We start from the raw sequence: 24,749 nt of genomic DNA, 5'->3' as shown, positions 1-24,749 counted from the left end.
AGGGTTAATAGTGCTAGTTTTTTAAATAACTTCATTTTTATTCCTTTTTTGAGTTTAAATAAATACTACTTGATTGAATATAGTTGCTAACGCCTCAAACACCGGCGCAGCTTTGCTGCGTCCGAGTGCTTTGACTTGTTAAGTTCTGAATCACCAACCTACTTTCTCGTAGCTCTCAGCATCCATGATGTTTTTTCATGTATGCGCATACGATCAGAGACCAATGCGGCAGTTGACTCGTCATCTGCAGATTGCGCAAGTTTTAATACATCTCTAGAGGTCTTAACTACTTGCTCATGCCCTTTAGTCAGTAAATCAACCATTTCTTCCGAACTTGGAACTCCTTCAACTTCTTCAATAGAACTAAGTTTTGAAAACTCTTTGTATGTTCCCGGAGCAGCCACATCTAGAGTACGTATACGTTCCGCTATATCATCAACAGCAATAGCCAGCTCAGTGTAGTGCTCTTCAAACATCAAATGTAGCTCACGGAATTGAGGGCCACTCACGTTCCAGTGAAAATTATGTGTTTGTAAATATAAAGTATATGAGTCGGCTAAAAGGCGTTTGAGACCTTCAGCGATCTTCACTCTATCCTCCGTATTAATTCCTATATCAATATCTGTCATTTTGCTTTCCTCTCTATGGTTTAATTAAACTTCTGACCGAACTTAACGCCCTAATAACAGGCAAAAAATTGTTTGCTAAAATGTTGAGGAACGAAAACAGCAAACTGTTTTTTGTCCTTGTTTATTAGCTTGTTAGTTGCCAATTGTGCGTACTGCCATTTCCATTAAGTGCCAAATCATAAATGATACTGCACCTAAAACTAAGAAACGAAATTGCCAAAAACCATAACTACTTAATATACCATTATTAGATGTCATCGCTTGTTTAATTCCGTCTAACGCAGCTTGCATATACATTTGATTATTAGGTACTTCGGGATGTTTACCAGCTTCAACTTTAATTAGATCGAAGTTTGCGAACAAATTTGAGTTAGTGTATTGAATATTTCGACAACCACAATAAAAGCTTAGAGACCAAACAATAACAGCAAAACCTAAAGGTATTAAGTTATATGAAAATACACTCTCTTTAGTGATTTGAGCAGTAAAAGCAATTGCGGATGCTGAAACAGCTAACAAGAAATATACGTATTTATCTTGAGCCGCTCTCGATTGATTATGAATCTGGCGACGATCTTCATCGGACATGGAGCCTCCTTGGCAACTAACAGCTTATTCATAAGAACCATTCTCGCAAGTAACGCTACGAACAGCCCTTTATTTCATAAAATTGAAAATTTAAATTATCACTTCTTCCCAACTATATCAACGAGATAGTATTTCCTATTCTCGTTTTCCCCGTTAGATACGAGAATGGTTCTTGTATTTTCGTTAAAAACAAGAACAAGCTCGTACTGTTCATATATACAGCTCAATTACTCAACTATCGGGGAAATTTTTTTAATTCAGTAAAATAAGCCCCAACAGATGTTGAGGCTTTAGTAAGTGTTAAACCTTAAGTTGCGATATTAATCAATTAACTGGTATTGCTCTTTTAACACCGCAATAATTTCTGCTTTAGGGTCGTCACTTAGAACGATTTTTTCGCCGGTAATCTTTTCAGCAATGTCTGTATAGGTTTTAGAAACCTTCATTAACACCTCAACAGGTAACGCGTTACCTTCTGCAAGTGCCGTGCGTTCGGGCATGCGCTCTTTATTAAGTAAAATATCAGGATCTGGAAAGTGCGACAGCAATAATTGTCTAAAGCCCTCTTTAGAGTTCTCAACAACTTCACCATTACGATAAGATGCGCCACCCCAAATACGAGATGAATCAGGTGTACCTACTTCATCCATATAAATCAGCTTATTATTACCCGCTTTATCTTTAACGTAACCAAACTCAAATTTAGTGTCGACAAATATTTGATCAAGTTCATTTAACGCTGATGAGATAACATCAAACCCTTCTGTGAGTAACTTTTCGTATAAATCAACGTCTTCGATAGATTGAAAGTTAAAAGCCTTATGGTTATTTACAATGTTTTCACGCGTTATGTTTACATCATCAGCTTCAGGCACGCCTGGAATACCCTTTAATATCCCTTTTGTTGATGGCGTCATTAACAAATTTGGTAACTTAGTATCTCGTTGCAGCCCTTCAGGCAAGTTTATACCACAAAACTCGCGTTCGCCCTTTTCGTAAGCACGCCACATAGAACCAGTGATATAACTGCGACAGATTGCTTCAATCATCACTGGTTTTGCTTTCTGTACAATCCATACAAATGGATGCGGAATATCGAGTATATGGCTGTCTGCTAACCCTTGCTCTTTAAATAATTTAAACCAATGATTTGATATTGCATTAAGTGCAGCGCCTTTGCCAGGTACGCCACGCATATTACCTTCGCCATGCCAAATACAATCAAACGCTGAAATACGATCACTAATAACCATGATGGCAAGTTCTGTATCAGCAGGTACGTTGTAGCCTTTTTCTTTAATTAATCGCGCACTGTCTTGTGCTGTTAACCAATAAACAGAGCGAACTTTACCGCTATGAACAGGTAAATCAGTACGAATAGGTAAATCGTCATTGACGGCTAAAACGCCATTAGCATTACTCATCGTTTAAACCTTTTATAAGTAAGAATCTATTTGTTTAACATCAACCGATGGTGATAAACGAATAAGTTCTCTCACGTATTCACTGTGGTTAGCAATTATATCTGAAATGCTACAATAAAATCGCGCGAATTTTTATAAAACAACCTAGCTGCATAGTTTTCAGCTTTAATAAGAAGCCACGCACTCGTAACTTAACACTTAAACAATTTAGATGAATACACCATCAGAAGACTACCTAGCTGCTTAGTTTGCAGAGCATAGGTTAAAGTTCAAGGAAAAATTACGCACTTGGAACTTAATACCTAAAACCACTTAAACAATTTAGATGAAAATTTTTGCCGTTAATTGATTTAAGAGCAAGGAACTAACGCGCAGTTTACGCAGGTAAATGAGCATTAGTGACGACGCTATTAGAGCAAATTAACAATAAAAATTATCTGTCTAAAAGAAAAAGGACGCCCATGGGCGCCCTTTCCATATATCAACGTCTCAATTAAGCTAAAGAAGCTTGCGCTTTTTCAACTAATACAGAGAATGCTGCTTTGTCATATACTGCAATGTCAGCTAGGATCTTACGATCGATTTCAATCGATGCTTTTTTCAAGCCATTGATGAAACGGCTGTAAGATAAACCATTTTGACGAGCTGCTGCATTAATACGAGCAATCCAAAGTTGACGGAATTGACGCTTACGTTGACGACGGTCACGGTATGCGTATTGGCCAGCTTTAGTTACAGCTTGGAAAGCAACGCGATATACGCGACTACGAGCACCGTAGTAACCTTTCGCTTGCTTTAAAATTTTCTTGTGAGAACGACGTGCTACTACACCGCGTTTTACTCTTGCCATGTGCTAATCTCCTCTTAATTAAGCGTTGCGAAGTAATTTATCAACTGCTTTCACATCTGAAGCAGCAACCATGCTTTTAGCACGAAGATGACGTTTTACTTTAGTACGACGCTTAGTCAAGATATGACGAAGACCAGCTTGTTTGCATTTGTAACCGCCTGACGCAGTTCTTTTAAAGCGCTTTGCAGCACCTTTGTTAGTTTTCATTTTAGGCATTGATGTAAACTCCACATTGCCATTGAAATTTAGCAACGCAGGCGAAAACAGTGTTTAACGCTGTTTTACTTGTAGGCCTAACGTTACCCGTTAAAAACAATAGTGGTGAGCAGAAATTGCTTTCTACTACTTGCTAAAACCAGCTATTGATTATTTTTTCGGTGCAAGTACCATCACCATTTGACGTCCTTCCGCTCTACGAGGGAAAGACTCAACTGTAGTAAGTTCTTCTAAATCGTTTTTAACACGCGTTAAAAGCTCAATACCCAGTTCTTGGTGGGCCATCTCACGACCGCGGAAACGTAAAGTTACTTTCACTTTATCGCCACCTTCTACGAAGCGCTTCAAGTTACGTAATTTAACTTGATAGTCACCTTCATCAGTACCAGGACGGAATTTAATTTCCTTAACCTGAATTTGTTTCTGCTTTTTCTTTTGTTCTTTTTGCTGTTTGCTTTTTTCGTAAAGGAACTTACCGTAGTCCATTACACGACAAACTGGTGGTTTCGCCGTAGGGCTGATTTCTACTAAATCTACCCCCGCTTGTTCAGCTGCATCTAAAGCTTCATCAAGTGAAACAACACCTAGTGCTTCGTTCTCTAAGCCTACTAAGCGTACTTCAGACGCAGTAATGGCTTCATTCAGTTTGTGTTGCGGTTCTTTTTGACCGCCTTTTAAACTACCTTTGATAGTTTATTCCTCCAAGCATTAAAACAAACAATTTAGCAAAAGGTTTGAGAGTATTCTCAAACAGCATTTATGCCCGTGAACTTACTTCTTCACTTAGTTTAGTAATGAAGTCGTCAACCGACATTTTTCCTAAATCTTCCCCACTTCTTGTGCGAATGGCAATTTCGCCATTTTCCATTTCTTTGTCACCTACGACTAAAAGATATGGAACACGCTTCAAAGTGTGCTCGCGAATTTTAAAGCCTATCTTCTCATTTCTCAAGTCTACTTTTGCTCTAAATCCACTTTCTTTTAGTTTTTTTACAACTTTTTGACAATAATCCGACTGTTTGTCGGTAATATTCATCACTGTTGCTTGATTTGGTGATAACCACGTTGGAAATTTACCTGAGTATTCTTCAATCAAAATACCGATAAATCTTTCTAATGAACCTAATATGGCACGATGAATCATCACCGGAATGTAACGTTCATTATCTTCGCCGACATAAGTTGCACCTAATCGTTCTGGTAACGCGAAATCTAATTGTACCGTACCACACTGCCAGTTACGACCTAAACAATCGAGTAAAGTAAATTCAATTTTAGGACCATAGAAAGCACCTTCACCCGGCAGGTACTCAAATTCAATACCTTTCGACTTCATTGCTTCAGCTAAACCAAGCTCAGCTTTATCCCACATTTCATCTGTACCAATACGCTTTTCAGGGCGAGTTGATAGCTTAACAATAATGTCTTCAAAGCCAAAGGTTTGATACACATCGTAAACTAATTCAATACATTTCGTGACTTCATTTTGCACTTGGTCTTCTGTACAGAAAATATGCGCGTCATCTTGTGTAAAACCACGAACACGCATTAAACCATGAAGCGCACCCGATGGTTCGTTTCGGTGACAACAACCAAATTCAGCCATACGTAAAGGTAAATCACGGTATGATTTTAAGCCTTGATTAAAAATTTGAACGTGGCCTGGGCAGTTCATTGGTTTAATTGCGTATTCACGTTTTTCAGACTCAGTCGTAAACATCGCGTCTGAATATTTGTCCCAATGGCCTGATTTTTCCCAAAGTACGCGGTCCATCATTAATGGCCCTTTTACTTCGTCGTAATCATATTCGTGTAATTTTTCACGAACAAACTTTTCAAGTTCGGTATAAATTGTCCAACCATCGTTGTGCCAAAACACCATGCCTGGCGCTTCTTCTTGCCAGTGAAATAAATCAAGTGTTTTACCAATTTTACGGTGGTCGCGCTTTTCAGCTTCTGCTAATCGTTGAATGTAAGCTTTTAACTGTTTTTTATCCGCCCATGCCGTGCCATAAATACGCTGCAGCATTTTGTTGTCAGAATCACCACGCCAGTACGCGCCAGCTACTTTCATCAATTTTAAATGATGACAATGGCGCATGTTTGGTACGTGTGGACCACGACACATATCGATATATTCTTCATGATGATATAAACCTGGACGATCGTCTTTTTCAATGTTCTCGTCTAAAATTTCCATTTTGTAAGGTTCGCCACGCTCTTCAAAAGCATCACGAGCTTCTTGCCAAGAAACAGTTTTCTTAACAACATCATAATTTGTTTTGGCCAACTCAAGCATACGCTTTTCAAGTTTGGCAATATCGTCTTCATTAATTGAATGGTCTAGATCAATATCGTAATAAAAGCCATTTTCAATGACGGGGCCAATCGCCATTTTTGCGCTTGGCCATAATTGTTTAATCGCATGGCCTAATAAATGCGCACATGAATGACGAATAATTTCTATTCCGTCTTGGTCTTTATTGGTGATCAGTTGTAATTCAGCGTCTGCTTCAATTAATTCACAGGCATCAACAAGTTCACCATTTACACGACCTGCAATAGTCGCTTTGGCTAATCCGGGGCCGATATCTAACGCAACATCCATTACAGATACCGCATTTTCAAATGAACGTTGACTTCCGTCAGGGAGAGTAATAACAGGCATGAAATTTCCTTTCTACAGTGGCGGCGCATACCAAGCGTCGCATGTGGTGTTAACAAAAATTAAATCAATCAAGCATACGGACTATTATATAACTATAATATGGTTTAGAGAATCACGCGTAGCGCTTGTTTTTATAAGCGTGTGAATATAGGCGATTATCTCTTACAATGCAACGTATAATCGTGCTTTGGATGATTAATTATCCCGTCCTTTCGTGGTATTAGTATTAAGATCATTATTATGAAGTTACTAACCTGTTTAAGCTTATTGTTTTGTACTTTTGTTAGAGCTTCTTCACAAAGTACATGTGGCTATCATTACAGCCTAGATTGGCAGCTTTGGCAAAGCAATGCTAATTACTCTGTTAGTACCGCTAGAATGCCAAATAACAAGTCAATCGCACTGCAAGCTAAGATTATCCTACCAACTAAAATTAACCATTTTTATCAATTTTTACATCATGAAGAAAGCGTCGCATTGTGGTTAGCGCGCGCTGAAGATATTGAAATTACACAAGTGACAAAAAACCAGTCGATGATCACCACTTATTTTTCAGGAGGTTTCTTTATTAGTCCACGTGTCATGCAGGCAACTTCAACAGTCACAACACACACTGAGCGCAACATGGTTATTAAGGTTGAAAACAAGCCAACGCCTATTACCTTACCTGAAAGTTTCGTGTTAATGACACTGCATTTTGGTTGTTGGCATATCAAACAACTGTCACCTACAGCGCTAGAGGTTACCTATCAATTTTCAGCATCAGCCAATGGTAATATTCCTACATGGATAGCGAATAAAGTGGCTAAAAAAAGTTTGTGGAAATCACTCGAAAAGTTACAACAGCATTTTACAGGTTAACTATACTTACCCTGAAAGTATATTGTAAACAGGGGGGCCTATGTGGAACAGCATTGCTAAATCAATTGAACAAGCATTATCAAGCTCTTTCAAAATAGAAAAGTATAGTGCTGTTACTGGCGGTGATATCAACGAAAGCTTTTTAATTAGTGGTGAACAACAACGTTACTTTGTAAAAGTGAATGATAAAGCTAGGCTTGAACATTTTGATGCTGAGGCATACAACTTAAATAAAATCAGAGAAAGTGAGTGTATCGCTTGTCCTTCTGTCATTACCACCGGCGTGACGACTGATAAGGCTTTTTTAGTTCTACATGTCATTGACTTCCATCAACCGTCCAACGCACTTTGGCGTAGGCTAGGTGAGCAATTAGCCACCATGCATAAGCAAACAAGCCATGGTCAATTTGGCTGGCAGCAAGATAATGTTATTGGCAGTATTATACAACCTAATAGGTGGAGCAGTAATTGGCGGCAATTTTTTGCTGAGCAACGCATTGGTTGGCAATTACAATTATTGAATGAAAAATCGATTGTCTTTGGTGATATTGATTTTATTACCAACGCTTGCCATCAAATACTCTTAAACCATCACGTTGAACCTTGTTTATTACACGGGGACTTATGGCGAGGTAACATCGGATTTGCTAATGAACAACCCGTTATTTTTGATCCTGCAAGCTATTATGGTGATCGGGAAGCAGATTTAGCGATGACAGAGTTATTCGGTGCTTTACCAGAAGATTTCTATCATGGGTATTATGACACTTATCCCTTACCTGAAGCCTATGGTATACGTAAACATGTCTATAATTTATATCATGTATTAAACCATGCAAATATTTTCGGTGGTGTATATGTAGAACAAGCAAAAGCCTGTATAAACCGAATATTATCAATGGCGTGATTTTGTCTTGAATAATTGAATTGTGAGTAAATTCAAACGCTAATAAATAAGTTGCAGAAAGCTAATGATGAAAGTTAGCAGTTTTCAAATTTATGACCATACTTAGAAGTAAGACAAACAAAGCGATGCGTAGCATCTGGGGGGATATAATGCCGCATGATTCTCTTCCACAAAAAGTGTCAGATCTTCGAATAGAATGCCCTCATTGCGGACACCATGTTTATGTTACGATTGATCCAACATCCGGCGATCAAGATTATTACGACGAATGCTCAGCTTGTTGTAATGACATTCATTTGAATATGCACATTGATGAGTACCGACAAAAAATTGAATTAGCTATCAATAGTGATGAACAATAAGCTTGTACCGTTAAAGCTTCATTCGTTCGATGGTATTAACAATGGTAATGGTTTGTTGATCACATTCAATATTCACCAAAGCCCCCATTGATAAGCTAGATAAATTTGTTCTGCTCAACGTTTCTGGGATCAAGTGAACGGTAAAGTGATTATCGATAACGTCACCTACCGTTAAACTAATACCATTAATGGTGATAAAGCCTTTCGCTAAGACAAATTTTTTCCACTGCACAGGTAACTTAAATGTCATTGAACAATTGGTGGCGGATTGTTCGATATGACTTAAAGAAGCGGTGGTATGAATATGACCACTAACAATATGCCCGCCAAGTTCATCCCCTACTTTTAATGAGCGTTCAACATTTACGTTGTCGCCTATTGATAAGCAACCTAAATTGGTAAGCCTTAACGTTTCATCGATTACATCAAAGTGAATAATACTGCTTTGTTGCTGCTGGAAAAATTTCACTACAGTTAAACAGCAGCCATTAACCGCAATACTCGCTCCTAGTTGTAACTGTTCAATGAGTTCAAGCTCACCTTTAACAATTAACCTCATTAACTTGTGATTTACATCTGCTGAAATAATTTCAGCTTGTGATTGCACTATGCCAGTAAACATATATGATCCAACGTTATAAAAGTTCCCGCATTTTAGCGCCCTGTTATTTTAAGTACCACAACTAATGCATATTCAAGGCTTTATTGATAATACTAAAAGGTTGATGACCTTAGCGTATCCTATTTTAATTGCTCAATTAATCCAAACATTAATGGGTTTTGCCGATACGGTTATGGCTGGCCGTGTAAGTTCTACCGATATGGCAGCCATTGCCGTCGCTAGTAGCATTTGGTTGCCTATTATTTTAACTATTTCTGGTGTGGTGATGGCCCTTGCCGCTATTGTTTCACAATTATCAGGTGCTAATGATTATAAAAAAATTGGTGCAGCAACCCAACAAACCGCATGGATTTCATTTTTCATGTCAGTGGCGCTTATTGCACTTTATTACGGTGTAGCACCTTATATTCAAGCAAATGTTTCTTTAGAACCCCAACTTCAACAATTGTTATTTGATTATTTAGAATATGTTGTATGGGGCGGCCCAGGCTTTTGTTTGTATTTGGTGTTCAGGAATTATTCTGAAGGTTTATCGCATACACGGCCTACCATGATTGTTAGCATTGTTGGTCTTATTATTAACATTCCTGCAAACTACATTTTTATTTATGGTTATGGAGACATACCAGCATTAGGTGGTGCGGGTTGTGGTATTGCCACTGCTATTGTTTATTGGGTAATGTGTATTAGTATGTATTTATATTGTATTTTCAGTAAGCACTTAAAACATGCACCTATCTTTGACAAACTGTATTTACCGAATTGGCATGAAATAAAATACATTCTTCTTTTAGGGGTACCAATCGCGTTATCTTTGTTATTTGAAGTCAGTTTATTTGGTGTGGTTGCCATTATTCTTGCTCCTTTTGGCGCTGAAACGGTGGCAAGTCATCAAATTGTGATCAACTTCTCGGGTCTTATCTTTATGATCCCGTTAAGCCTAGCGATGGCGGTTACTATTTTAGTGGGTACAGCAATAGGCAATAAAAAAATTGAACAAGCAAAGCAAGTGTGTACCTATTCTATAGCACTTGGCTTGTTAATCGCTTTGTTTACAGCACTATTTACACTTGCTTTTCGGTATCAAATTGCGGAAATATACAGCCACGAATTAGTCGTTATTGAATTAGCAGCAAGCTTAATGTTATTAGCTACACTATTTCAGTTTTCAGATGCTATTCAAGTCATTGCAGCAGGAGCGTTACGCGGCTATAAAGACACAACAGCCATTTTATATTTAACCTTCGTTTCATATTGGGTAGTAGGCCTAAGCGTAGGTTTAGTGCTAGGCATAACTGATTGGATAATAGCACCTATTGGCCCTTACGGTTTTTGGATTGGAATTATATCCGGACTAACAACCGCTGCTATTTTATTAGGATGGCGTTTAAAAGTGGTGCAGGCGCGGTTTGCAACTGAGGCTAAACAAACAAGTTAACGTGTTAAAATGAGCAATTGTTAAGCAAACAGTGACAAAATACTGATAAAACATTTAAAAACGCTTGCAAGACGAATATCAGATCGCTAACATAGCGCTCCGTTAAAGACGAGCCTTCGTCTTTAACGCTAAAGTGGGAGCGTAGCTCAGTTGGTTAGAGCGCTTGCTTGACATGCAAGAGGTCGCTGGTTCGAATCCAGTCGCACCCACCACTTCTTAAAAGATCCTCTATAGCGTTTTAAAATACTGTAAATAGCCATCTGCTATTTCATAACCTAATGATTCATATAATTTTTGTGCAGACACATTCTCCGTCGTTGTTTCAAGCCCTATTCCTTTGGCATGAGAGTTAATCGCAAGTTTTTCTGCGCGTTCTAATAACAGTTTCCCTATGCCAATACCTCTTGATTCTTCAATGACAAATAAGTCATTCAAGATCCATGTTGCTTGTGCAGATATTGACGAAAAGCTTGGAAATAACTGGGTAAAACCATGCACCGTGTTTGCATCGTCAATCGCAAAATAAATGGTTGATTCACCTTTGCTTAAACGAGTTGTAAGAAAGTCAATCGCGAGATTAATATCAGAGGTTTCTTGGTAAAATTGTCGATATAAGTCAAATAAAGGAGCGATTTTATTTGCATCGTCCACTGTTGCTTTATTTATTGTTATCTTCATACATTCACTTACTAGTTGTTAAAGAGCACCGAGAAATTTTCTTTACTTTTGACATTGCAAAACGGTAATTGTAGTCACGGATACTAAATTAAGTACACCAAAATTGTAACAAAGTCGGTAAGGTGAACAATAAAAACGACAAATAGCAGTGTAAATAAAGTAACTTACCCTAAAATGAACAGATACTAAAATTAATAATGGAACCTTGTATGTTAAAGCCAACCTTTAGCAAATTATTGTTAGCTACCGCGTTAACGCCATTTATGACAATCGCAGCAGATGTGTTCACTTCAACAGATATTTTCTCATTAGAATACGCATCTGATCCACGTATATCTCCTGATGGAAAAACAGCAGTATATGTTCGTAATGCCTATGACATTATGACCGATGGTAAAAATCGAGACTTATGGCTATTAAATATTAAATCAGGAATGCACGAACCACTATTTTCTGATGATAAGCAATATTCACAACCACGATGGTCACCTGATGGTAAAAAGTTAGCATTTATTAGTAATATTAGTGGCAAGTACCAAATACATATTCATTACTTAGAAAGCAACCGAACAGCGATGGTTAGTCAATTACAGGCAGGCATCTCAAGCTTAACGTGGTCACCTGACGGTAAGTGGTTGGCGTTTAGTCAAAAAGTAAATGCTCCAAACAGTAAGCTTGCAAAAATGCCGAAAAAACCAAAAGGCGCTAAATGGGCGAAACCAGTCGTTGTGATCGACAAAGCTTATTATCAAGCAGACGGTAGAGGTTTAATCAAACCCGGCTATAGTCATATTTTTGTTATCCCGTCCGATGGTGGTACACCAAGACAACTTACCCAAGGGAATTATCATCATAGAGGCACCTTGGCTTGGAATGATGCCAGCGACGAAATTGTATTTTCAGCAAATAGAAGAGATGACTGGGAATATAAAGGCTTAGAAGGAGATTTATTTTCAGTTTCCTTAAAAGATGGCAACTTAACACAGCTAACCTCTGCGCCAGGTAAAGAGTATGGTCCTAGCTTTTCTAATAACGGAGAGAAGCTAGCATTTTTATCAACATCGAATGCATTAAATCCATACCGTAATGCCAAACTTAACATCATGAACTGGTCTTCAAAAGAAGCGAAAATCGTTGCTAAAGATTTTGATCGTTCAATAAGAAGCCCACAATGGCTATCAAACAGTAAGCTAGCTTTTGCCTATGATGATTTTGGCAAACGAAAAGTTGCTACAATGACCACCAAAGGAAAAATTACTGATCTAACTGACAGTTTATCAGGAACCACATTAGGCCGCCCTTACATCAGTGGTGAATTTCATACCAATGATTCAGGAAAAATTGTCTTTACCAAGGGGACAAGTCAGCGCCCTAGTGATGTTGCTGTGGTAAATACAAAAGGTAAAGTTTCGCAGCTTACAGCGCTAAACGAAGATTTACTCGCCCATAAAACCCTAGGTAAGGTACACGAAATCAATTACAAATCATCGTTTGACGGTGAAGAGATACAAGGTTGGTACATTACTCCACCAAACTTTGACCCTAAAAAGAAGTATCCGTTATTGTTAGAGATTCATGGCGGGCCTCATTTAGCTTATGGTCCTCACTTTTCAGCAGAACTACAACGCTTTGCTGCTCAAGGCTATGTGGTATTTTATGATAATCACCGTGGTAGTAGCTCGTACGGCGAACGCTTTGCTATGTTGCTTAAATATAAATACAGCTCAAAAGAAGACTTTGCCGATCATAATTCAGGTGTAGATGCCATGATCGCTAAAGGCTTTATTGATGAAAACAATTTGTTTATTGCAGGCGGTTCAGCAGGTGGGATTGCCACAGCATATGCAATTGGTTTAACAGACAGATTTGCCGCAGCAGCCGTAGTTAAGCCTGTGATCAACTGGTTAAGTAAAGTATTAACCGCAGATAGTGGTTTACGACAAATACCCACGCAGTTTCCAGGTATGCCATGGGAGCATGTTGAACATTACTGGCAACGTTCACCTATGTCATTAGTAGGCAACGTAACAACCCCTACTTTACTAATGACAGGTGAAGAAGATCTTCGTACCCCGATGGCACAAACTGAGCAATATTATCAGGCACTTAAATTACGAAAAATTGATACTGTGTTGGTAAAAGTACCTGGTGCTCCTCACGGTATTGCAGGAAAGCCTTCACGCATGATCGCAAAAATCGAAAATACGTTAGCTTGGTTCGAAAAGTACAAAAATAAGCCTGCACAAAAGTAACGATTTAATTGCTGCAAACAAAAAAGGGATTAACGTATTTGTTAACCCCTTTTTTTCTATAAAAGTAACTTTTATTTCATCATATTGTCACGATATGCTTTAAACTCTGTACCTTCACGCCAATTTGGCCATTCAGTAGTCTCTGCCAATAAATAGCCTGTTTCAAAAAATAATTGCAGCTCAGCGATTAAACCTTGCCAACCCCATGCCTCGTTAAATTCATCGCAGGCTTGATGATAACATTTAGCTACATCAGCTTTAACGCGTTTACCTATTTGCTTTTCAGTATTGTCATACCACACTGAGCCACCACCTGCGCTAAGGGCTGGTACACCCTTTTTCGCTAAACTAAAGTGATCTGAACGATAATAATAGCCTCTTTCTGGCGTAAGTTCCGCAGTCAACGTTCTGCCTTGTCTTTTAGCTGCTTCAGATAAATAGCTCTCAAGTTCAGATTTACCATAACCTACAACAGTAACGTCTTTTTTCTTGCCTGTTACATCTAAACTGTCCATGTTAATCAAGCCAACTATTTGCTTTAACGGAATGGTTGGATGGTTAGCAAAGTAACGAGAACCCAAGCGCCCTTGTTCTTCCGCCGTAACCGCAGCAAAGGTAATAGAACGTTTAGGTGCTTTTCCTAATGCTTGATAAGCTTTAGCGATGTGCATTAAACCAGCTGTACCAGTAGCATTATCGTGTGCTCCGTTATAAATAACTTTTTTGCCATCATTATCAACATAGCTACCTAAGTGATCCCAATGTCCCATATAAAGTACATGTTCTTCTGGATGTTCACTGCCTTTAAGTGTTGCAATAACGTTATTTGATGTAGAAGATTTAATCTCATTTTTTAAACGAATACTGGCTGTTAAATTAAGTGGCGTTGCTTTAAAGTTTTTAGTCAAAGCGTACTTTTTCATTTCAGTGAAGTCTTTGCCTGCTTTGGCAAATAACGCCTTTGCCTTTTCAATACTGATCCACATTTCTACATCAATTGCTGGCTCGTTAACTTCTTTGGCTGGTAAGTGATATTGCGCACCAGTCCAACTGCTTTCAATAACATTCCATCCATAACTTGCAGGTTTTGTTTCGTGCACAATTATTGCGCCAGCAGCTCCTTGCCGTGCAGCTTCTTCATATTTATAAATCCAACGACCATAGTAAGTCATGGTATTGCCTTCAAATAATTTAGGATCTTGCGTGGCAAAACCAGGATCATTGACTAAAACAACGACTGTTTTTCCTTTAACATCTACATTTTTATAGTCATTCCATTGATATTCTGGTGCATTGATACCATAACCAACAAACACCAGTTCAGAGTTTTTAAGCTGTATCTTTTTTTGTGTTTTACGTGAGGTTGCAACAAAGTTTTTAGGAAATTCAAAACGTAGATCTGCAATATTTAACGACGTTTCAGGCTTACTGGTAATACTTACCATTGGTACTGCTTGCGTGTATTTATCACCATTTCCAGGCGATAAGCCAAGCGATTTAAAACGCTCTATTAACATCTCTGTTGTTAGTGTTTCACCAACGCCAGAAGGTTCACGCCCCTCAAAAGCATCTGAAGATAAGGTTTTAATATCTGCTTTTATCTCCTTTTCGTCAAAAGATTGGTATGCTTTATTGAAGTCATCATTTGCATAACTTACGGTACAATAACTGAGAATGCATGCGGCAATCATGGTGTTTATTTTTATCGTCACTCTTATTATCCTAATTGTTGAGTTTGAATGCTCAGCTTAGCCACAAACGAGTTAGAACACCAGACTATTGGCTGAATTAACCTTTGCTCTGATGTAAAGTAGTAATCAGTTGGTATTAAAACATTCACAAGGAAGAATCATGCACCAAATAGCTGTTTTCAGCACTAAAAAATATGATATTGAGTACCTTAATAAATTCAATATTGATAATAAACTTACCTTTAAATTTATAGCATCTACGTTATCTCAAGAAACAGTATCATTAGCAAAAGGTGCAAGTGCTGTTTGTGTTTTCGTTAATGATGATATGGATAGTAAGGTATTAGAAAAATTACACACCATGGGTATAAAGATTATTGCACTGAGGTGTGCAGGTTTTAACAATATTGACTTGGCCAGTGCGAAAAAACGTGGCTTTAGTTTGTGTAGGGTTCCCGAATATTCGCCTGAAGCAGTCGCTGAACACACTGTTGGGCTTATGTTAACGTTAAGCCGTAAGTATCATAAAGCCTACAATAGAGTGCGTGAAGGTAACTTTGCCTTAGATGGTTTAATGGGGTTCAATTTACATCAGAAAACCGTTGGTATTATAGGAACAGGTAACATTGGAAAAGCCACCATTAAGATACTTAAAGGTTTTGGTTGTCAGGTATTATGTTGTGATCCTTGCCCTAGTGAAGAAATAACACAATTAGGTGCAAAATATGTCTCATTTAATGAAACCTTGACCAACGCTGACATTATTAGTTTACATTGCCCATTAAACGAGGAAACAAAACACCTCATCAATACACACACCATCGCACAAATGAAAAATGGTGTAATGTTAATAAATACCAGTCGTGGAGCTTTAATGGATAGCCGAGCACTGATCAGCGGGCTAAAATCACAAAAAATCAGTTTTCTTGGGCTTGATGTCTATGAATTAGAAAGCGAAATATTTTTTGAAGATCTATCAGAAACCATTATCGATGATGATATTTTTGAACGTTTATTATCATTTCCAAACGTATTGATTACAGGTCATCAGGGGTTTTTCACTAAAGAAGCCCTTGAAACCATCGCTAAAACAACTATCAATAATTTGCTGTGTCTATTAAAGGGTGAACGTTCCGGCAATGAGCTTTATTGAGTAAAGCTTAAACGTAAAAAAACCAGCAATTTGCTGGTTTTTTTGAGCGTCATATATCACTAAATTACTTAACGTGGGCTAATGCCTCTTTAGCCAGTTGAGTAATTTTACCCCAATCTTTAGCCGCAACAATTTCATCTGACACTAACCAAGAACCGCCACAACACATCACATTTTGTAACGCTAAGTAGTTATTAATGTTATTGATATTAATGCCACCTGTTGGACAAAAACGAATGTCAGGGAATGGACCGCCGATAGATTGAATCGCTTTTACGCCACCCGACGCTTCCGCAGGGAAGAATTTAAAGTGATCATAACCGTAATCTATGCCGTCCATAAGTTCTGAAATAGATGAAATACCGGGAATTAACGCACAATCACCTTCGTTACCTGCCTGTAATAAATCTTTCGTTAATCCTGGGCTGATGGCAAACTTTGCACCAGCATCAGCAGAGCGTTGTAATAACTCACGATTTGTTACAGTACCAGCCCCAACAACAGCTTCTGGAAGCTCTTTTGCTATGGTTTTTATCACATCTAGTGCTGCTGGTGTGCGAAGTGTCACTTCTAACACTTTTACATCTGCCGCTAATAAAGCTTCAGCGATTGGTAATGCATCTTCAACATTTTTGATCACTAATACTGGTACAACAGGCCCAAGGGCAAACAGATCTTTTGGCTGAATTTGCCAATTTTTAGCTAACGTCATAATTCCTCTTTATTATGTTGTCGAAGATAAGCTGAAGCGCCTAAAATTCCCGGTTGTGATTCAGTGATCACGAAGGTTGGTATTGTGTGATTAAACGAGCTTAAGCGCCCTTTACTCTCAAACCGGCTTCTAAACTCACTTTGTTTAAAAAATTCAATGAAACGTGGAACAATTCCACCAGCAATATAAACGCCACCAAAACTCGACATTGTTAAGGCTAAATTACCAGCAAAACTTCCTAATATTTTGCAAAACTGTAGTAACGTTTGATGACATATTCGGCAGTCACCAGAAAGTCCTAATTCAGATATTTGATTAGCAGAACGAGTAGGTAAACCTGATTGATGAATCTCATTTAATGCTTGATAAATTTGTTCAATACCCAAACCTGATAACAATTGTTCATAAGAAACATGAGAGTATTTTTTATCAAGATATTCGAATATTTGTACTTCAATTGCATCAATTGGAGCAAAGTCAACGTGCCCGCCTTCGCCGCTAATGGCATACCAATTATCATTAACGGGAACTACATTAGAAACGCCTAACCCTGTGCCCGGACCACAAATAGAAATGGGTTTGTTTGCAATAACTGAGCCTTCGCCAATTTGTATTTTTTGCTCATCATTCAAATACGGTACCGCATATGCGATAGCCGTATAATCATTAATTAACAAGAGTTTATTTAACTTAAGTTCTTGTTTTATTTCACTTACCGAGAATTTCCAAGGTAAGTTAGTCATCTGAATGATGTCTTTATCTACAGGACAAGCAATAGCAAAACATGCATTTATCGTATTATTCGAGATATGGTTTTCTTCAATATAGTGTCGAACTACCGCTTGTAAACTATTGAATTCACGACATTGGTAAACCGTTAATTCATTAACTTCTCCATTCGCCCTAGCAATGCCAAGACGAATATTTGTTCCACCAATATCAGCAACTAAATTAATGGTCGCTTGACTCATAACGTCGAACCTTCATCAAATAATGAACAAGCACCTGTATCAGCAGTGCTTAAATTACGACGCATAAAGCCGAATAATTCACGCCCCATACCTTGGTGATGGCCATTTACTTGGAATGTTGCGTTTTCACGTTGTGCAAGTTCGGCATCATCAACTAATAAGGTTAATTCACCTTTTTCACCGTCAACAAGCAACATATCACCATTTTGAATTTTAGCGATAGTGCCACCATCTAATGCCTCAGGGCATAAATGGATAGCGGCAGGAACTTTACCTGATGCACCGGACATACGGCCATCAGTAACCAACGCAACTTTGAAACCTTTATCTTGGAGTACACCTAAAGGTGGTGTTAATTTATGAAGCTCAGGCATACCTCTAGCTTTAGGGCCTTGGAACCTTACAACAGCAACAAAGTCTTTCTCAAGTTCACCCGCTTTGAAAGCAGCATCTAGTTCATGCTGATCTTCAAATACAACCGCTGGTGCTTTGATCACAAAACTACCTTCACGTAATGAAGAAGTTTTTAGTACAGAGGTACCTAAATTACCTTTCAATACTTTTAAACCGCCATCCGGTTTGAATGGTGCTTTAGTGGTAGCAATGACTTCTGGATCACCTGAAACATCAGTGCTGTCAACCCATTGCAATTTACCATCAACTATTTCAGGTTGTTTGGTGTAACGCTCTAAGCCCGGTCCACAAATGGTTTCAACATCAGGGTGCAATAATCCCGCACCTAACAGTTCTTTAAACAATAACGCCATACCGCCTGATTGTTGAAAGTGATTAACGTCTGCATGTCCATTTGGATAAATACGCGTTATTAACGGTACTGCATTTGATAAGTCATTAAAATCTTGGAAGTTAATAATAATGCCCGCAGCGCGTGCAAAGGCAATGATATGCATGGTTAAGTTCGTTGAACCACCTGTTGCTAATAACGCAACAATGGCATTAACGATTGATTTTTCATTAATCATTTTGCCAACGGGCATATAATTACCTGACTGTTGAGTCAAACGTGTCACTTGGCGAGCGGCAGCTTTTGTTAATTCTTCACGTAATTGCGTATTTGGCGGAATAAAAGAAGCTCCTGGTAAATGTAACCCCATCACTTCTACAACAAGTTGATTAGAGTTTGCTGTACCGAAGAAAGTACAAGTACCTGCGGTATGATATGACGCAGATTCAGCTTCAAGTAACTCGTCTTCGCCAATTTCGCCTTTAGCAAATTGCTGACGTACACGTGCTTTTTCTTTATTTGGAATACCAGAAGGCATTGGACCTGCTGGAACAAATACCGTAGGTAAGTGACCAAACGTCATTGAAGCAATTAATAACCCGGGTACGATTTTATCGCAAATGCCCAGCATTAATGCGCCATCAAACATATTATGCGATAACGCAACTGCGCTAGACATTGCAATAACGTCACGGCTCATCAAGCTTAGATCCATGCCTGGCTGACCTTGGGTAACGCCATCGCACATAGCAGGTACACCACCAGCAAATTGCGCAACACCACCGGTTTCAGCAACCGCTTCTTTAATAACCTCAGGGTATTTTTCATAAGGTTGGTGAGCAGAAAGCATATCATTATATGCCGACACAATAGCAATATCAGAATGGTTTATGCCACGTAAAACATCTTTCTCTTGCTTGCTACATGCAGCAAAACCATGTGCTAAATTACCACAAGATAAATTAGCACGATGAACCGTGGTAGATTTCTCATGTTCTATTTTTTTCAAATAGGCTGCACGCGTCTCTTTACTGCGCTCAATAATACGATCTGTGATCGCTAAAACTTGTTTATTCATCAGTTACTCCGCCCAATACACTTGAGTGTTAATTTCTGGGTCGTGCAAAAATGCCCTAATTGGCATTTCACGTCTATCTTGCTCAGATAGTGCTTTTTCCAACACCGATTTTTTATTTAAACCACTAATATGCAAAATAGTATTTTTGCTTGGCTTTAAATACGCGAAACTAAACGAAATACGCTCATAAGGTGCTGACGTAGGCTTTACTTTCAATAGTGGTGCAGTTGTCGACGATAAACATTCATCAATCTGCTCACTACACGGGAACAAAGAGGCTGTGTGGCCATCTTCTCCCATACCTAATATCAATACATCAAGTGGGAGTAATGCACTTTTCGCCGCTAAATTAAGATCAGCAAGTGTTTCTTGTGTTAAGTTTTCACCTTGTTTCAAATGAAAAAACTTAGCGTTTACCGCGTTGTTTTGCAGTAAGTTTTCATGCACTAACCGCGTATTACTTGATTCATTATCAATGTTTACCCATCGTTCATCCGCGAGAGTCACGGTGATATCTGTCCAAGGTAACTCTTTATTAGATAACGCTTGAAAAAAACCTTTCGGTGTTGAACCACCAGACACTGCAATACTTGCACGACCATTGAGTGCTACAGCATCCGCTAAAATATTCGCCACTTTGTTTGCAAGGGCGACGTCTAACTCTTCTCTTGTATTAAATTCGTTTAATTGATGCATTATTCTACCCATTGGCGATCGTCACGTGCGATCAATGAAATTGAAGAAACTGGTCCCCAAGAACCCGCAGCATAGGGTTTTGGTGCCTCATTAGTAGACTGCCACGCTTCGATAATACCGTCAGCCCATGTCCAAGCAGCCTCTACTTCATCACGACGTACGAATAATGATTGATTACCGTTAATCACTTCAAGCATCAAACGTTCATAAGCATCAACCACACGTTGATCCTGGTAAATTTTAGAGAAACTCAAATCAAGCTTGTTTTCATGGATATTAAGTTGTGATGCAATACCAGGGATTTTATTCATCATTTGTAACTCAACACCTTCATCAGGTTGAAGACGTATCGTTAACTTGTTTGCCGGTAAATCAGCATGGCTTTCTTTAAAAATGTTATGCGGCTGAGGTTTAAAATGCACAACAATTTCACTGTGCTTCGCAGGCATTCTTTTGCCGGTACGAAGATAAAAAGGGACGCCTGACCAACGCCAGTTATCAATTTCAGCTTTAATGGCAACAAATGTTTCTGTATTGCTGTTTTCGTTTGCACCGTCTTCGTTTAAATAGCCCGGTACTGGGCCACCATTTAAAAAGCCATCTGAATATTGGCCGCGTACCGTTGTATCTTTTACGTTTTGGCGAGAGATCGGCACAAGCGCTTTAATGACTTTGAGTTTTTCATCACGAATACTATCGGCACTTAAATCTGCCGGTGGTTCCATTGCTAATAATGACAAAATTTGTAATAAATGGTTTTGTACCATATCACGCATTTGCCCTGCTTCATCATAAAAGCCCCAGCGCCCTTCTATACCGACACTTTCAGCAACAGTGATTTGTACGTGATCAATACAATTACGATCCCAATTGGTGGTAAATAAAGAATTTGCAAAGCGAAGCACCAATAAGTTCAGAACGGTTTCTTTACCAAGATAATGATCGATACGGTAAATTTGATTTTCATTAAAATAGCGAGAAACTTGGTCATTAATGACCTTTGATGATTCAAGACAATGGCCAATAGGTTTTTCCATAACAACCCGATCTGCTTCTGTTACTAAGCCCGCTTTCTTGAGTCCGTCAGTAATATCACCATAAATCGCTGGTGGCGTTGAAAAGTAGTAAATACGGGTTTCATGACCGCCAGATAAGGTGTCAGCAAGTGCACTGTAACTATCAGTTTGTTTAAAATCTAATTGTTGATAAACCAAGCGAGCTTTGAATCTTGCTAACGTGGTTTCATCTAATCCCTCTTTGACAAAAGTGGTTAAATTTTCCAACACAAAGTCGTTAAACTCCGTTAATGAAATATCTTGTCGCGCAACGCCGACAATTCGACTTTTATCATTTAACAAGCCAACGTGATCTAATTGATATAGCGCAGGTAATAGTTTGCGGCGAGATAAGTCGCCAAGCGCACCGAAAAGTACAATTTCACTAGCCGACTGTTGTTCAGTATTTTTCATAGGGATAATTCTCTAATTTTATCTTGTCATTGTAACTAAACTACATTTGCTCATAATTTAGCGTTTGTTGAACGCTCAGTAAAGAACTTTTTGTAATTTTACTACAAATTTAAAAATGTTCGAAATATTTAGGCGCTGCAATCAGTAAAGTCTGTTTTATAGTATTAAACATTTGCAAAAAATTACCATTTTGTTTTATATTGTAATGCAAAATGAAATAAATTTTCATATTTACTGTTTTCAACACAGAAAATTAATTACAGCCAATAAAAAGATCTAGGGTACTATGTTAAAAGATCTAGGGTACTAATACATGAATATATTAGAAAAAATTACCAATGAACTAGACACATTCAGTAAATCAGAACGTAAAGTTGCTGAAGTGATATTGTCTTCTCCTAGCACCGTAATACACGCCAGTATCGCAGCGTTGGCTAAACAAGCCAACATTAGTGAACCTACAGTGAATCGCTTTTGTCGTCGTTTAGATACGAAAGGTTACCCAGACTTCAAATTACATTTAGCACAAAGCTTGGCAAATGGTACGCCATATGTAAACCGACATGTTGATGAAAATGACAGTGCCGATGAATACACGGCAAAAATCTTTGAATCAACCATGGCCAGTTTAGAGCTTGCTCGTAAAAGTTTAAATACCGGCACGTTAAACAGAGCTGTCGATTTATTAACACAAGCAAACAAAATTTCATTCTTCGGCCTAGGCGCATCAGCGGTTGTTGCCCACGACGCTTTAAATAAGTTTTTTCGTTTCAATGTGCCTGTTGCTTACTTCGACGACATATTAATGCAACGAATGAGTGCGATAAATAGTCAGCAAGGTGATGTCGTTGTTTTGATTTCGCATACTGGCAGAACAAAATCTCTCGTGGAAGTAGCAAGCTTAGCGAAAGAAAACGATGCAACGGTTATCGGCATTACCACAGAAGGTACTCCGCTAGCGAAAGAATGTAGCATTGTGTTATCAGTAGATGTTGCTGAAGACACTGATTTATATATGCCTATGTCTTCACGCATAGCACAGTTAGCGCTAATCGATATTCTTGCTACCGGCTTTACATTACGTCGTGGTACAAAATTTAGAGATAACTTAAAGAAAGTAAAAGATAGTTTAAGAAGCTCAAGATTTGAGCGCAGAGACTAACAACAGTTAATCATTAATATATAAGGGTCGAAAGACCCTTTACTGTTTATATTTATATGCAATTTAATAAGGATTAAAATGCCTAGAAGAACGAAAATTGTTGCGACCTTAGGTCCTGCAACTGAAGACAGAGAAACGTTGAAGAAAGTGCTCGCTGCAGGTGTCAACGTTGTTCGTTTAAACTTTTCTCATGGTACTGCTGATGATCACATTCAGCGGGCTAATACGGTGCGAGAATTAGCAAAAGAGTTAGGCATTTATGTCGGTATTTTAGGTGATTTACAAGGGCCTAAAATTCGTGTTTCCACTTTTAAAAATGGTCCTATCGAACTTAGCGTTGGCGATAAATTCGAACTTGATGCAACGTTAGCTAAAGGTGAAGGTTGTCAGGAAAAAGTCGGAATAGATTATAAAAATTTACCGAAAGATGTTACCCAAGGTGATATTTTATTACTAGATGATGGCCGTGTTCAGCTGAAAGTATTAAGTGTAAATGAGCACTCGGTATTCACAGAAGTTACCGTGGGTGGCCCATTATCTAATAATAAAGGTATAAATCGTCAAGGCGGTGGCTTAACAGCACCAGCACTAACTGACAAAGATAAAGCCGATATAAAAACAGCTGCAAAGATTGATGTCGACTTCTTAGCGGTCTCTTTCCCGCGTGATGCATCAGATATGCGAGAAGCCCGTTTATTAGCGCAAGAAGCAAACTGTAATGCCCGTTTAGTGTCAAAAATTGAACGTGCTGAAGCTGTAAACAATGATAAAACTTTAGATGATATTATATTAGCTTCAGATGTAGTGATGGTTGCACGTGGTGATTTAGGTGTTGAAATTGGTGACGCGGCACTTGTTGGAAAACAAAAACACATTATCGCCCGTTCACGCCAATTAAACCGTGCTGTGATCACTGCAACGCAAATGATGGAAACCATGATCACACAACCAATGCCAACGCGTGCTGAGGTGATGGATGTGTCTAACGCCGTATTAGACGGTACTGATGCAGTAATGCTCTCAGCGGAAACAGCTGCGGGTAAATACCCTGTGGAAACCGTTACTGCAATGTCAAATGTTTGTATTGGTGCTGAACAACATCGTTCGGTTAATACATCAAAGCATCGTTTAGAACTCATGTTTAATGAAGTATCTGAAACAATTGCACTATCAGCAATGTATGCAGCTAACCATTTAAATGGTGTTAAAGCGATTATTGCATTGACAGAGTCAGGACAAACCGCAAAATTAATGTCGAGAATAACCTCTGGCTTACCTATTTATGCATTGTCACGCCATCAAAAAACGTTAAATAAAAGTGCCATTTATCGCGGTGTTTATCCATTAGAATTTGATTCAACATCAAGTAACAATGATTCCCTTTCAAATGATGTGTTAAAAGCAGTGATAAAACGTTCAGATTTAACCGAAGGTGATAAAGTTATTTTCACTCACGGCGATTTAATGGAAACTGTAGGTGCCACGAATACGCTTAAAGTTCTTACGGTTACTAAAGCCTTATTAAGCTAATTAATCATTAACTACATTTGGAAAGGTAGCAAAAATGCTACCTTTTT

23 protein-coding genes and 1 tRNA gene are annotated in these 24,749 nt (G+C 38.5%); 9 read left to right on the top strand and 15 right to left on the bottom strand.

What is annotated here, in order from left to right; genetic code table 11:
* Positions 1-158: 158 nt before the first annotated feature.
* The 7 genes from BI291_RS13970 to thrS all read right to left on the bottom strand — a co-directional run bounded on the left by BI291_RS13970 (position 159) and on the right by thrS (position 6,375).
* Positions 159-629: a Dps family protein gene (locus BI291_RS13970; protein ID WP_074499383.1), complete on the bottom strand. Its 471-nt coding sequence runs from the start codon at positions 627-629 to the stop codon at positions 159-161.
* Between the two features lie 132 nt (positions 630-761).
* On the bottom strand, positions 762-1,217 hold the full coding sequence (locus tag BI291_RS13965) for a hypothetical protein (protein ID WP_074499382.1): 456 nt from the start codon (positions 1,215-1,217) through the stop codon (positions 762-764).
* A gap of 320 nt (positions 1,218-1,537) precedes the next feature.
* Positions 1,538-2,641 (bottom strand): phosphoribosylaminoimidazolesuccinocarboxamide synthase, encoded by a 1,104-nt coding sequence (locus BI291_RS13960; RefSeq protein ID WP_074499381.1) that lies wholly within the window; start codon positions 2,639-2,641, stop codon positions 1,538-1,540.
* Between the two features lie 493 nt (positions 2,642-3,134).
* Positions 3,135-3,491 carry a 50S ribosomal protein L20 gene (gene rplT, locus BI291_RS13955; protein ID WP_074499380.1) on the bottom strand — a complete coding sequence of 119 codons (357 nt, stop codon included), beginning with the start codon at positions 3,489-3,491 and terminating at the stop codon, positions 3,135-3,137.
* 18 nt (positions 3,492-3,509) lie between these two features.
* Positions 3,510-3,707, bottom strand: a complete 198-nt coding sequence (gene rpmI, locus BI291_RS13950; protein WP_074499379.1) for a 50S ribosomal protein L35 — start codon at positions 3,705-3,707, stop codon at positions 3,510-3,512.
* A 150-nt stretch (positions 3,708-3,857) separates the two neighbouring features.
* Positions 3,858-4,397, bottom strand: a complete 540-nt coding sequence (infC, locus tag BI291_RS13945) for a translation initiation factor IF-3 (protein WP_074499378.1) — start codon at positions 4,395-4,397, stop codon at positions 3,858-3,860.
* Between the two features lie 67 nt (positions 4,398-4,464).
* The gene (gene thrS / locus BI291_RS13940; protein ID WP_074499377.1) at positions 4,465-6,375 is read right to left on the bottom strand and encodes a threonine--tRNA ligase; all 1,911 of its coding nucleotides are present in this window, start codon (positions 6,373-6,375) and stop codon (positions 4,465-4,467) included.
* 240 nt (positions 6,376-6,615) lie between these two features.
* Between thrS and BI291_RS13935 the strand changes: the two genes are divergently transcribed.
* The 3 genes from BI291_RS13935 (at position 6,616) to BI291_RS13925 (ending at position 8,505) form a co-directional block, all read left to right on the top strand.
* Positions 6,616-7,236 (top strand): hypothetical protein, encoded by a 621-nt coding sequence (locus tag BI291_RS13935; protein WP_074499376.1) that lies wholly within the window; start codon positions 6,616-6,618, stop codon positions 7,234-7,236.
* A 40-nt stretch (positions 7,237-7,276) separates the two neighbouring features.
* A complete protein-coding gene (locus BI291_RS13930; protein WP_074499375.1) occupies positions 7,277-8,143 on the top strand; it encodes a fructosamine kinase family protein in 867 nt (288 codons plus the stop codon).
* Positions 8,144-8,292: 149 nt separating this feature from the next.
* Positions 8,293-8,505: a CPXCG motif-containing cysteine-rich protein gene (locus BI291_RS13925; RefSeq protein ID WP_074499374.1), complete on the top strand. Its 213-nt coding sequence runs from the start codon at positions 8,293-8,295 to the stop codon at positions 8,503-8,505.
* Positions 8,506-8,515: 10 nt separating this feature from the next.
* Here the strand turns inward: BI291_RS13925 and BI291_RS13920 are convergent, their stop codons facing one another.
* The gene (locus BI291_RS13920; RefSeq protein WP_074499373.1) at positions 8,516-9,127 is read right to left on the bottom strand and encodes a riboflavin synthase subunit alpha; all 612 of its coding nucleotides are present in this window, start codon (positions 9,125-9,127) and stop codon (positions 8,516-8,518) included.
* Positions 9,128-9,191: 64 nt separating this feature from the next.
* On the opposite strand from BI291_RS13920, the gene BI291_RS13915 reads away from it, so the two are divergent.
* Together BI291_RS13915 and BI291_RS13910 are read left to right on the top strand one after the other, a co-directional pair.
* A complete protein-coding gene (locus tag BI291_RS13915; protein ID WP_074499372.1) occupies positions 9,192-10,565 on the top strand; it encodes an MATE family efflux transporter in 1,374 nt (457 codons plus the stop codon).
* A gap of 135 nt (positions 10,566-10,700) precedes the next feature.
* Positions 10,701-10,777, top strand: a tRNA-Val gene (locus tag BI291_RS13910).
* Positions 10,778-10,793: 16 nt separating this feature from the next.
* Here BI291_RS13910 and BI291_RS13905 read toward each other — a convergent pair.
* The gene (locus tag BI291_RS13905; protein ID WP_139302624.1) at positions 10,794-11,243 is read right to left on the bottom strand and encodes an N-acetyltransferase; all 450 of its coding nucleotides are present in this window, start codon (positions 11,241-11,243) and stop codon (positions 10,794-10,796) included.
* A 263-nt stretch (positions 11,244-11,506) separates the two neighbouring features.
* Here BI291_RS13905 and BI291_RS13900 point away from each other — a divergent pair, with 263 nt between their 5' ends.
* The gene (locus tag BI291_RS13900) at positions 11,507-13,495 is read left to right on the top strand and encodes a S9 family peptidase (RefSeq protein WP_254849588.1); all 1,989 of its coding nucleotides are present in this window, start codon (positions 11,507-11,509) and stop codon (positions 13,493-13,495) included.
* Between the two features lie 71 nt (positions 13,496-13,566).
* Here the strand turns inward: BI291_RS13900 and BI291_RS13895 are convergent, their stop codons facing one another.
* Positions 13,567-15,207, bottom strand: coding sequence for a M28 family metallopeptidase (locus BI291_RS13895; RefSeq protein WP_254849587.1), 1,641 nt, complete (start codon positions 15,205-15,207; stop codon positions 13,567-13,569).
* A gap of 139 nt (positions 15,208-15,346) precedes the next feature.
* On the opposite strand from BI291_RS13895, the gene BI291_RS13890 reads away from it, so the two are divergent.
* Entirely contained in the window at positions 15,347-16,339 is a 993-nt protein-coding gene (locus BI291_RS13890; protein WP_074499370.1) for a 2-hydroxyacid dehydrogenase, read from the top strand.
* Positions 16,340-16,403: 64 nt separating this feature from the next.
* On the opposite strand, the gene BI291_RS13885 is transcribed toward BI291_RS13890, so the two are convergent.
* The 5 genes from BI291_RS13885 to zwf are packed head-to-tail and all read right to left on the bottom strand — an operon-like array spanning position 16,404 to position 22,010.
* Positions 16,404-17,051 (bottom strand): bifunctional 4-hydroxy-2-oxoglutarate aldolase/2-dehydro-3-deoxy-phosphogluconate aldolase, encoded by a 648-nt coding sequence (locus tag BI291_RS13885; RefSeq protein ID WP_074499369.1) that lies wholly within the window; start codon positions 17,049-17,051, stop codon positions 16,404-16,406.
* Positions 17,048-18,022, bottom strand: a complete 975-nt coding sequence (locus BI291_RS13880; protein ID WP_074499368.1) for a glucokinase — start codon at positions 18,020-18,022, stop codon at positions 17,048-17,050. The genes BI291_RS13885 and BI291_RS13880 overlap by 4 nt, the downstream gene beginning before the upstream one ends.
* Positions 18,019-19,845, bottom strand: a complete 1,827-nt coding sequence (edd, locus tag BI291_RS13875) for a phosphogluconate dehydratase (RefSeq protein WP_074499367.1) — start codon at positions 19,843-19,845, stop codon at positions 18,019-18,021. Before edd ends, BI291_RS13880 begins: the two co-directional genes overlap by 4 nt.
* A gap of 3 nt (positions 19,846-19,848) precedes the next feature.
* A complete protein-coding gene (gene pgl / locus BI291_RS13870; RefSeq protein WP_074499366.1) occupies positions 19,849-20,541 on the bottom strand; it encodes a 6-phosphogluconolactonase in 693 nt (230 codons plus the stop codon).
* Positions 20,541-22,010: a glucose-6-phosphate dehydrogenase gene (zwf, locus tag BI291_RS13865; protein ID WP_074499365.1), complete on the bottom strand. Its 1,470-nt coding sequence runs from the start codon at positions 22,008-22,010 to the stop codon at positions 20,541-20,543. The genes pgl and zwf overlap by 1 nt, the downstream gene beginning before the upstream one ends.
* 313 nt (positions 22,011-22,323) lie before the next feature.
* On the opposite strand from zwf, the gene BI291_RS13860 reads away from it, so the two are divergent.
* Positions 22,324-23,172 carry a MurR/RpiR family transcriptional regulator gene (locus tag BI291_RS13860; RefSeq protein WP_074499364.1) on the top strand — a complete coding sequence of 283 codons (849 nt, stop codon included), beginning with the start codon at positions 22,324-22,326 and terminating at the stop codon, positions 23,170-23,172.
* Between the two features lie 78 nt (positions 23,173-23,250).
* On the top strand, positions 23,251-24,702 hold the full coding sequence (gene pyk, locus BI291_RS13855; RefSeq protein ID WP_074499363.1) for a pyruvate kinase: 1,452 nt from the start codon (positions 23,251-23,253) through the stop codon (positions 24,700-24,702).
* Positions 24,703-24,749 lie beyond the last annotated feature (47 nt).

Source organism: Thalassotalea sp. PP2-459, assembly GCF_001913705.1.
In the GTDB taxonomy this organism is placed as follows: Bacteria; Pseudomonadota; Gammaproteobacteria; order Enterobacterales; family Alteromonadaceae; genus Thalassotalea_C; species Thalassotalea_C hakodatensis.
This window is presented reverse-complemented; position numbering and strand designations above follow the sequence as displayed.

Coding starts and splice junctions, on each gene's coding strand:
- BI291_RS13915 (WP_074499372.1), top strand. CDS start 9,192: ATGCATATTCAAGGCTTTATTGATAATACTAAAAGGTTGATGACCTTA.
- BI291_RS13960 (WP_074499381.1), bottom strand. CDS start 2,641: ATGAGTAATGCTAATGGCGTTTTAGCCGTCAATGACGATTTACCTATT.
- rplT (WP_074499380.1), bottom strand. CDS start 3,491: ATGGCAAGAGTAAAACGCGGTGTAGTAGCACGTCGTTCTCACAAGAAA.
- BI291_RS13970 (WP_074499383.1), bottom strand. CDS start 629: ATGACAGATATTGATATAGGAATTAATACGGAGGATAGAGTGAAGATC.
- BI291_RS13885 (WP_074499369.1), bottom strand. CDS start 17,051: ATGACGTTAGCTAAAAATTGGCAAATTCAGCCAAAAGATCTGTTTGCC.
- BI291_RS13900 (WP_254849588.1), top strand. CDS start 11,507: ATGACAATCGCAGCAGATGTGTTCACTTCAACAGATATTTTCTCATTA.
- BI291_RS13925 (WP_074499374.1), top strand. CDS start 8,293: ATGCCGCATGATTCTCTTCCACAAAAAGTGTCAGATCTTCGAATAGAA.
- pyk (WP_074499363.1), top strand. CDS start 23,251: ATGCCTAGAAGAACGAAAATTGTTGCGACCTTAGGTCCTGCAACTGAA.
- pgl (WP_074499366.1), bottom strand. CDS start 20,541: ATGCATCAATTAAACGAATTTAATACAAGAGAAGAGTTAGACGTCGCC.
- edd (WP_074499367.1), bottom strand. CDS start 19,845: ATGAATAAACAAGTTTTAGCGATCACAGATCGTATTATTGAGCGCAGT.
- BI291_RS13905 (WP_139302624.1), bottom strand. CDS start 11,243: ATGAAGATAACAATAAATAAAGCAACAGTGGACGATGCAAATAAAATC.
- rpmI (WP_074499379.1), bottom strand. CDS start 3,707: ATGCCTAAAATGAAAACTAACAAAGGTGCTGCAAAGCGCTTTAAAAGA.
- BI291_RS13890 (WP_074499370.1), top strand. CDS start 15,347: ATGCACCAAATAGCTGTTTTCAGCACTAAAAAATATGATATTGAGTAC.
- BI291_RS13935 (WP_074499376.1), top strand. CDS start 6,616: ATGAAGTTACTAACCTGTTTAAGCTTATTGTTTTGTACTTTTGTTAGA.
- BI291_RS13920 (WP_074499373.1), bottom strand. CDS start 9,127: ATGTTTACTGGCATAGTGCAATCACAAGCTGAAATTATTTCAGCAGAT.
- BI291_RS13965 (WP_074499382.1), bottom strand. CDS start 1,217: ATGTCCGATGAAGATCGTCGCCAGATTCATAATCAATCGAGAGCGGCT.
- BI291_RS13880 (WP_074499368.1), bottom strand. CDS start 18,022: ATGAGTCAAGCGACCATTAATTTAGTTGCTGATATTGGTGGAACAAAT.
- BI291_RS13860 (WP_074499364.1), top strand. CDS start 22,324: ATGAATATATTAGAAAAAATTACCAATGAACTAGACACATTCAGTAAA.
- thrS (WP_074499377.1), bottom strand. CDS start 6,375: ATGCCTGTTATTACTCTCCCTGACGGAAGTCAACGTTCATTTGAAAAT.
- BI291_RS13930 (WP_074499375.1), top strand. CDS start 7,277: ATGTGGAACAGCATTGCTAAATCAATTGAACAAGCATTATCAAGCTCT.
- zwf (WP_074499365.1), bottom strand. CDS start 22,010: ATGAAAAATACTGAACAACAGTCGGCTAGTGAAATTGTACTTTTCGGT.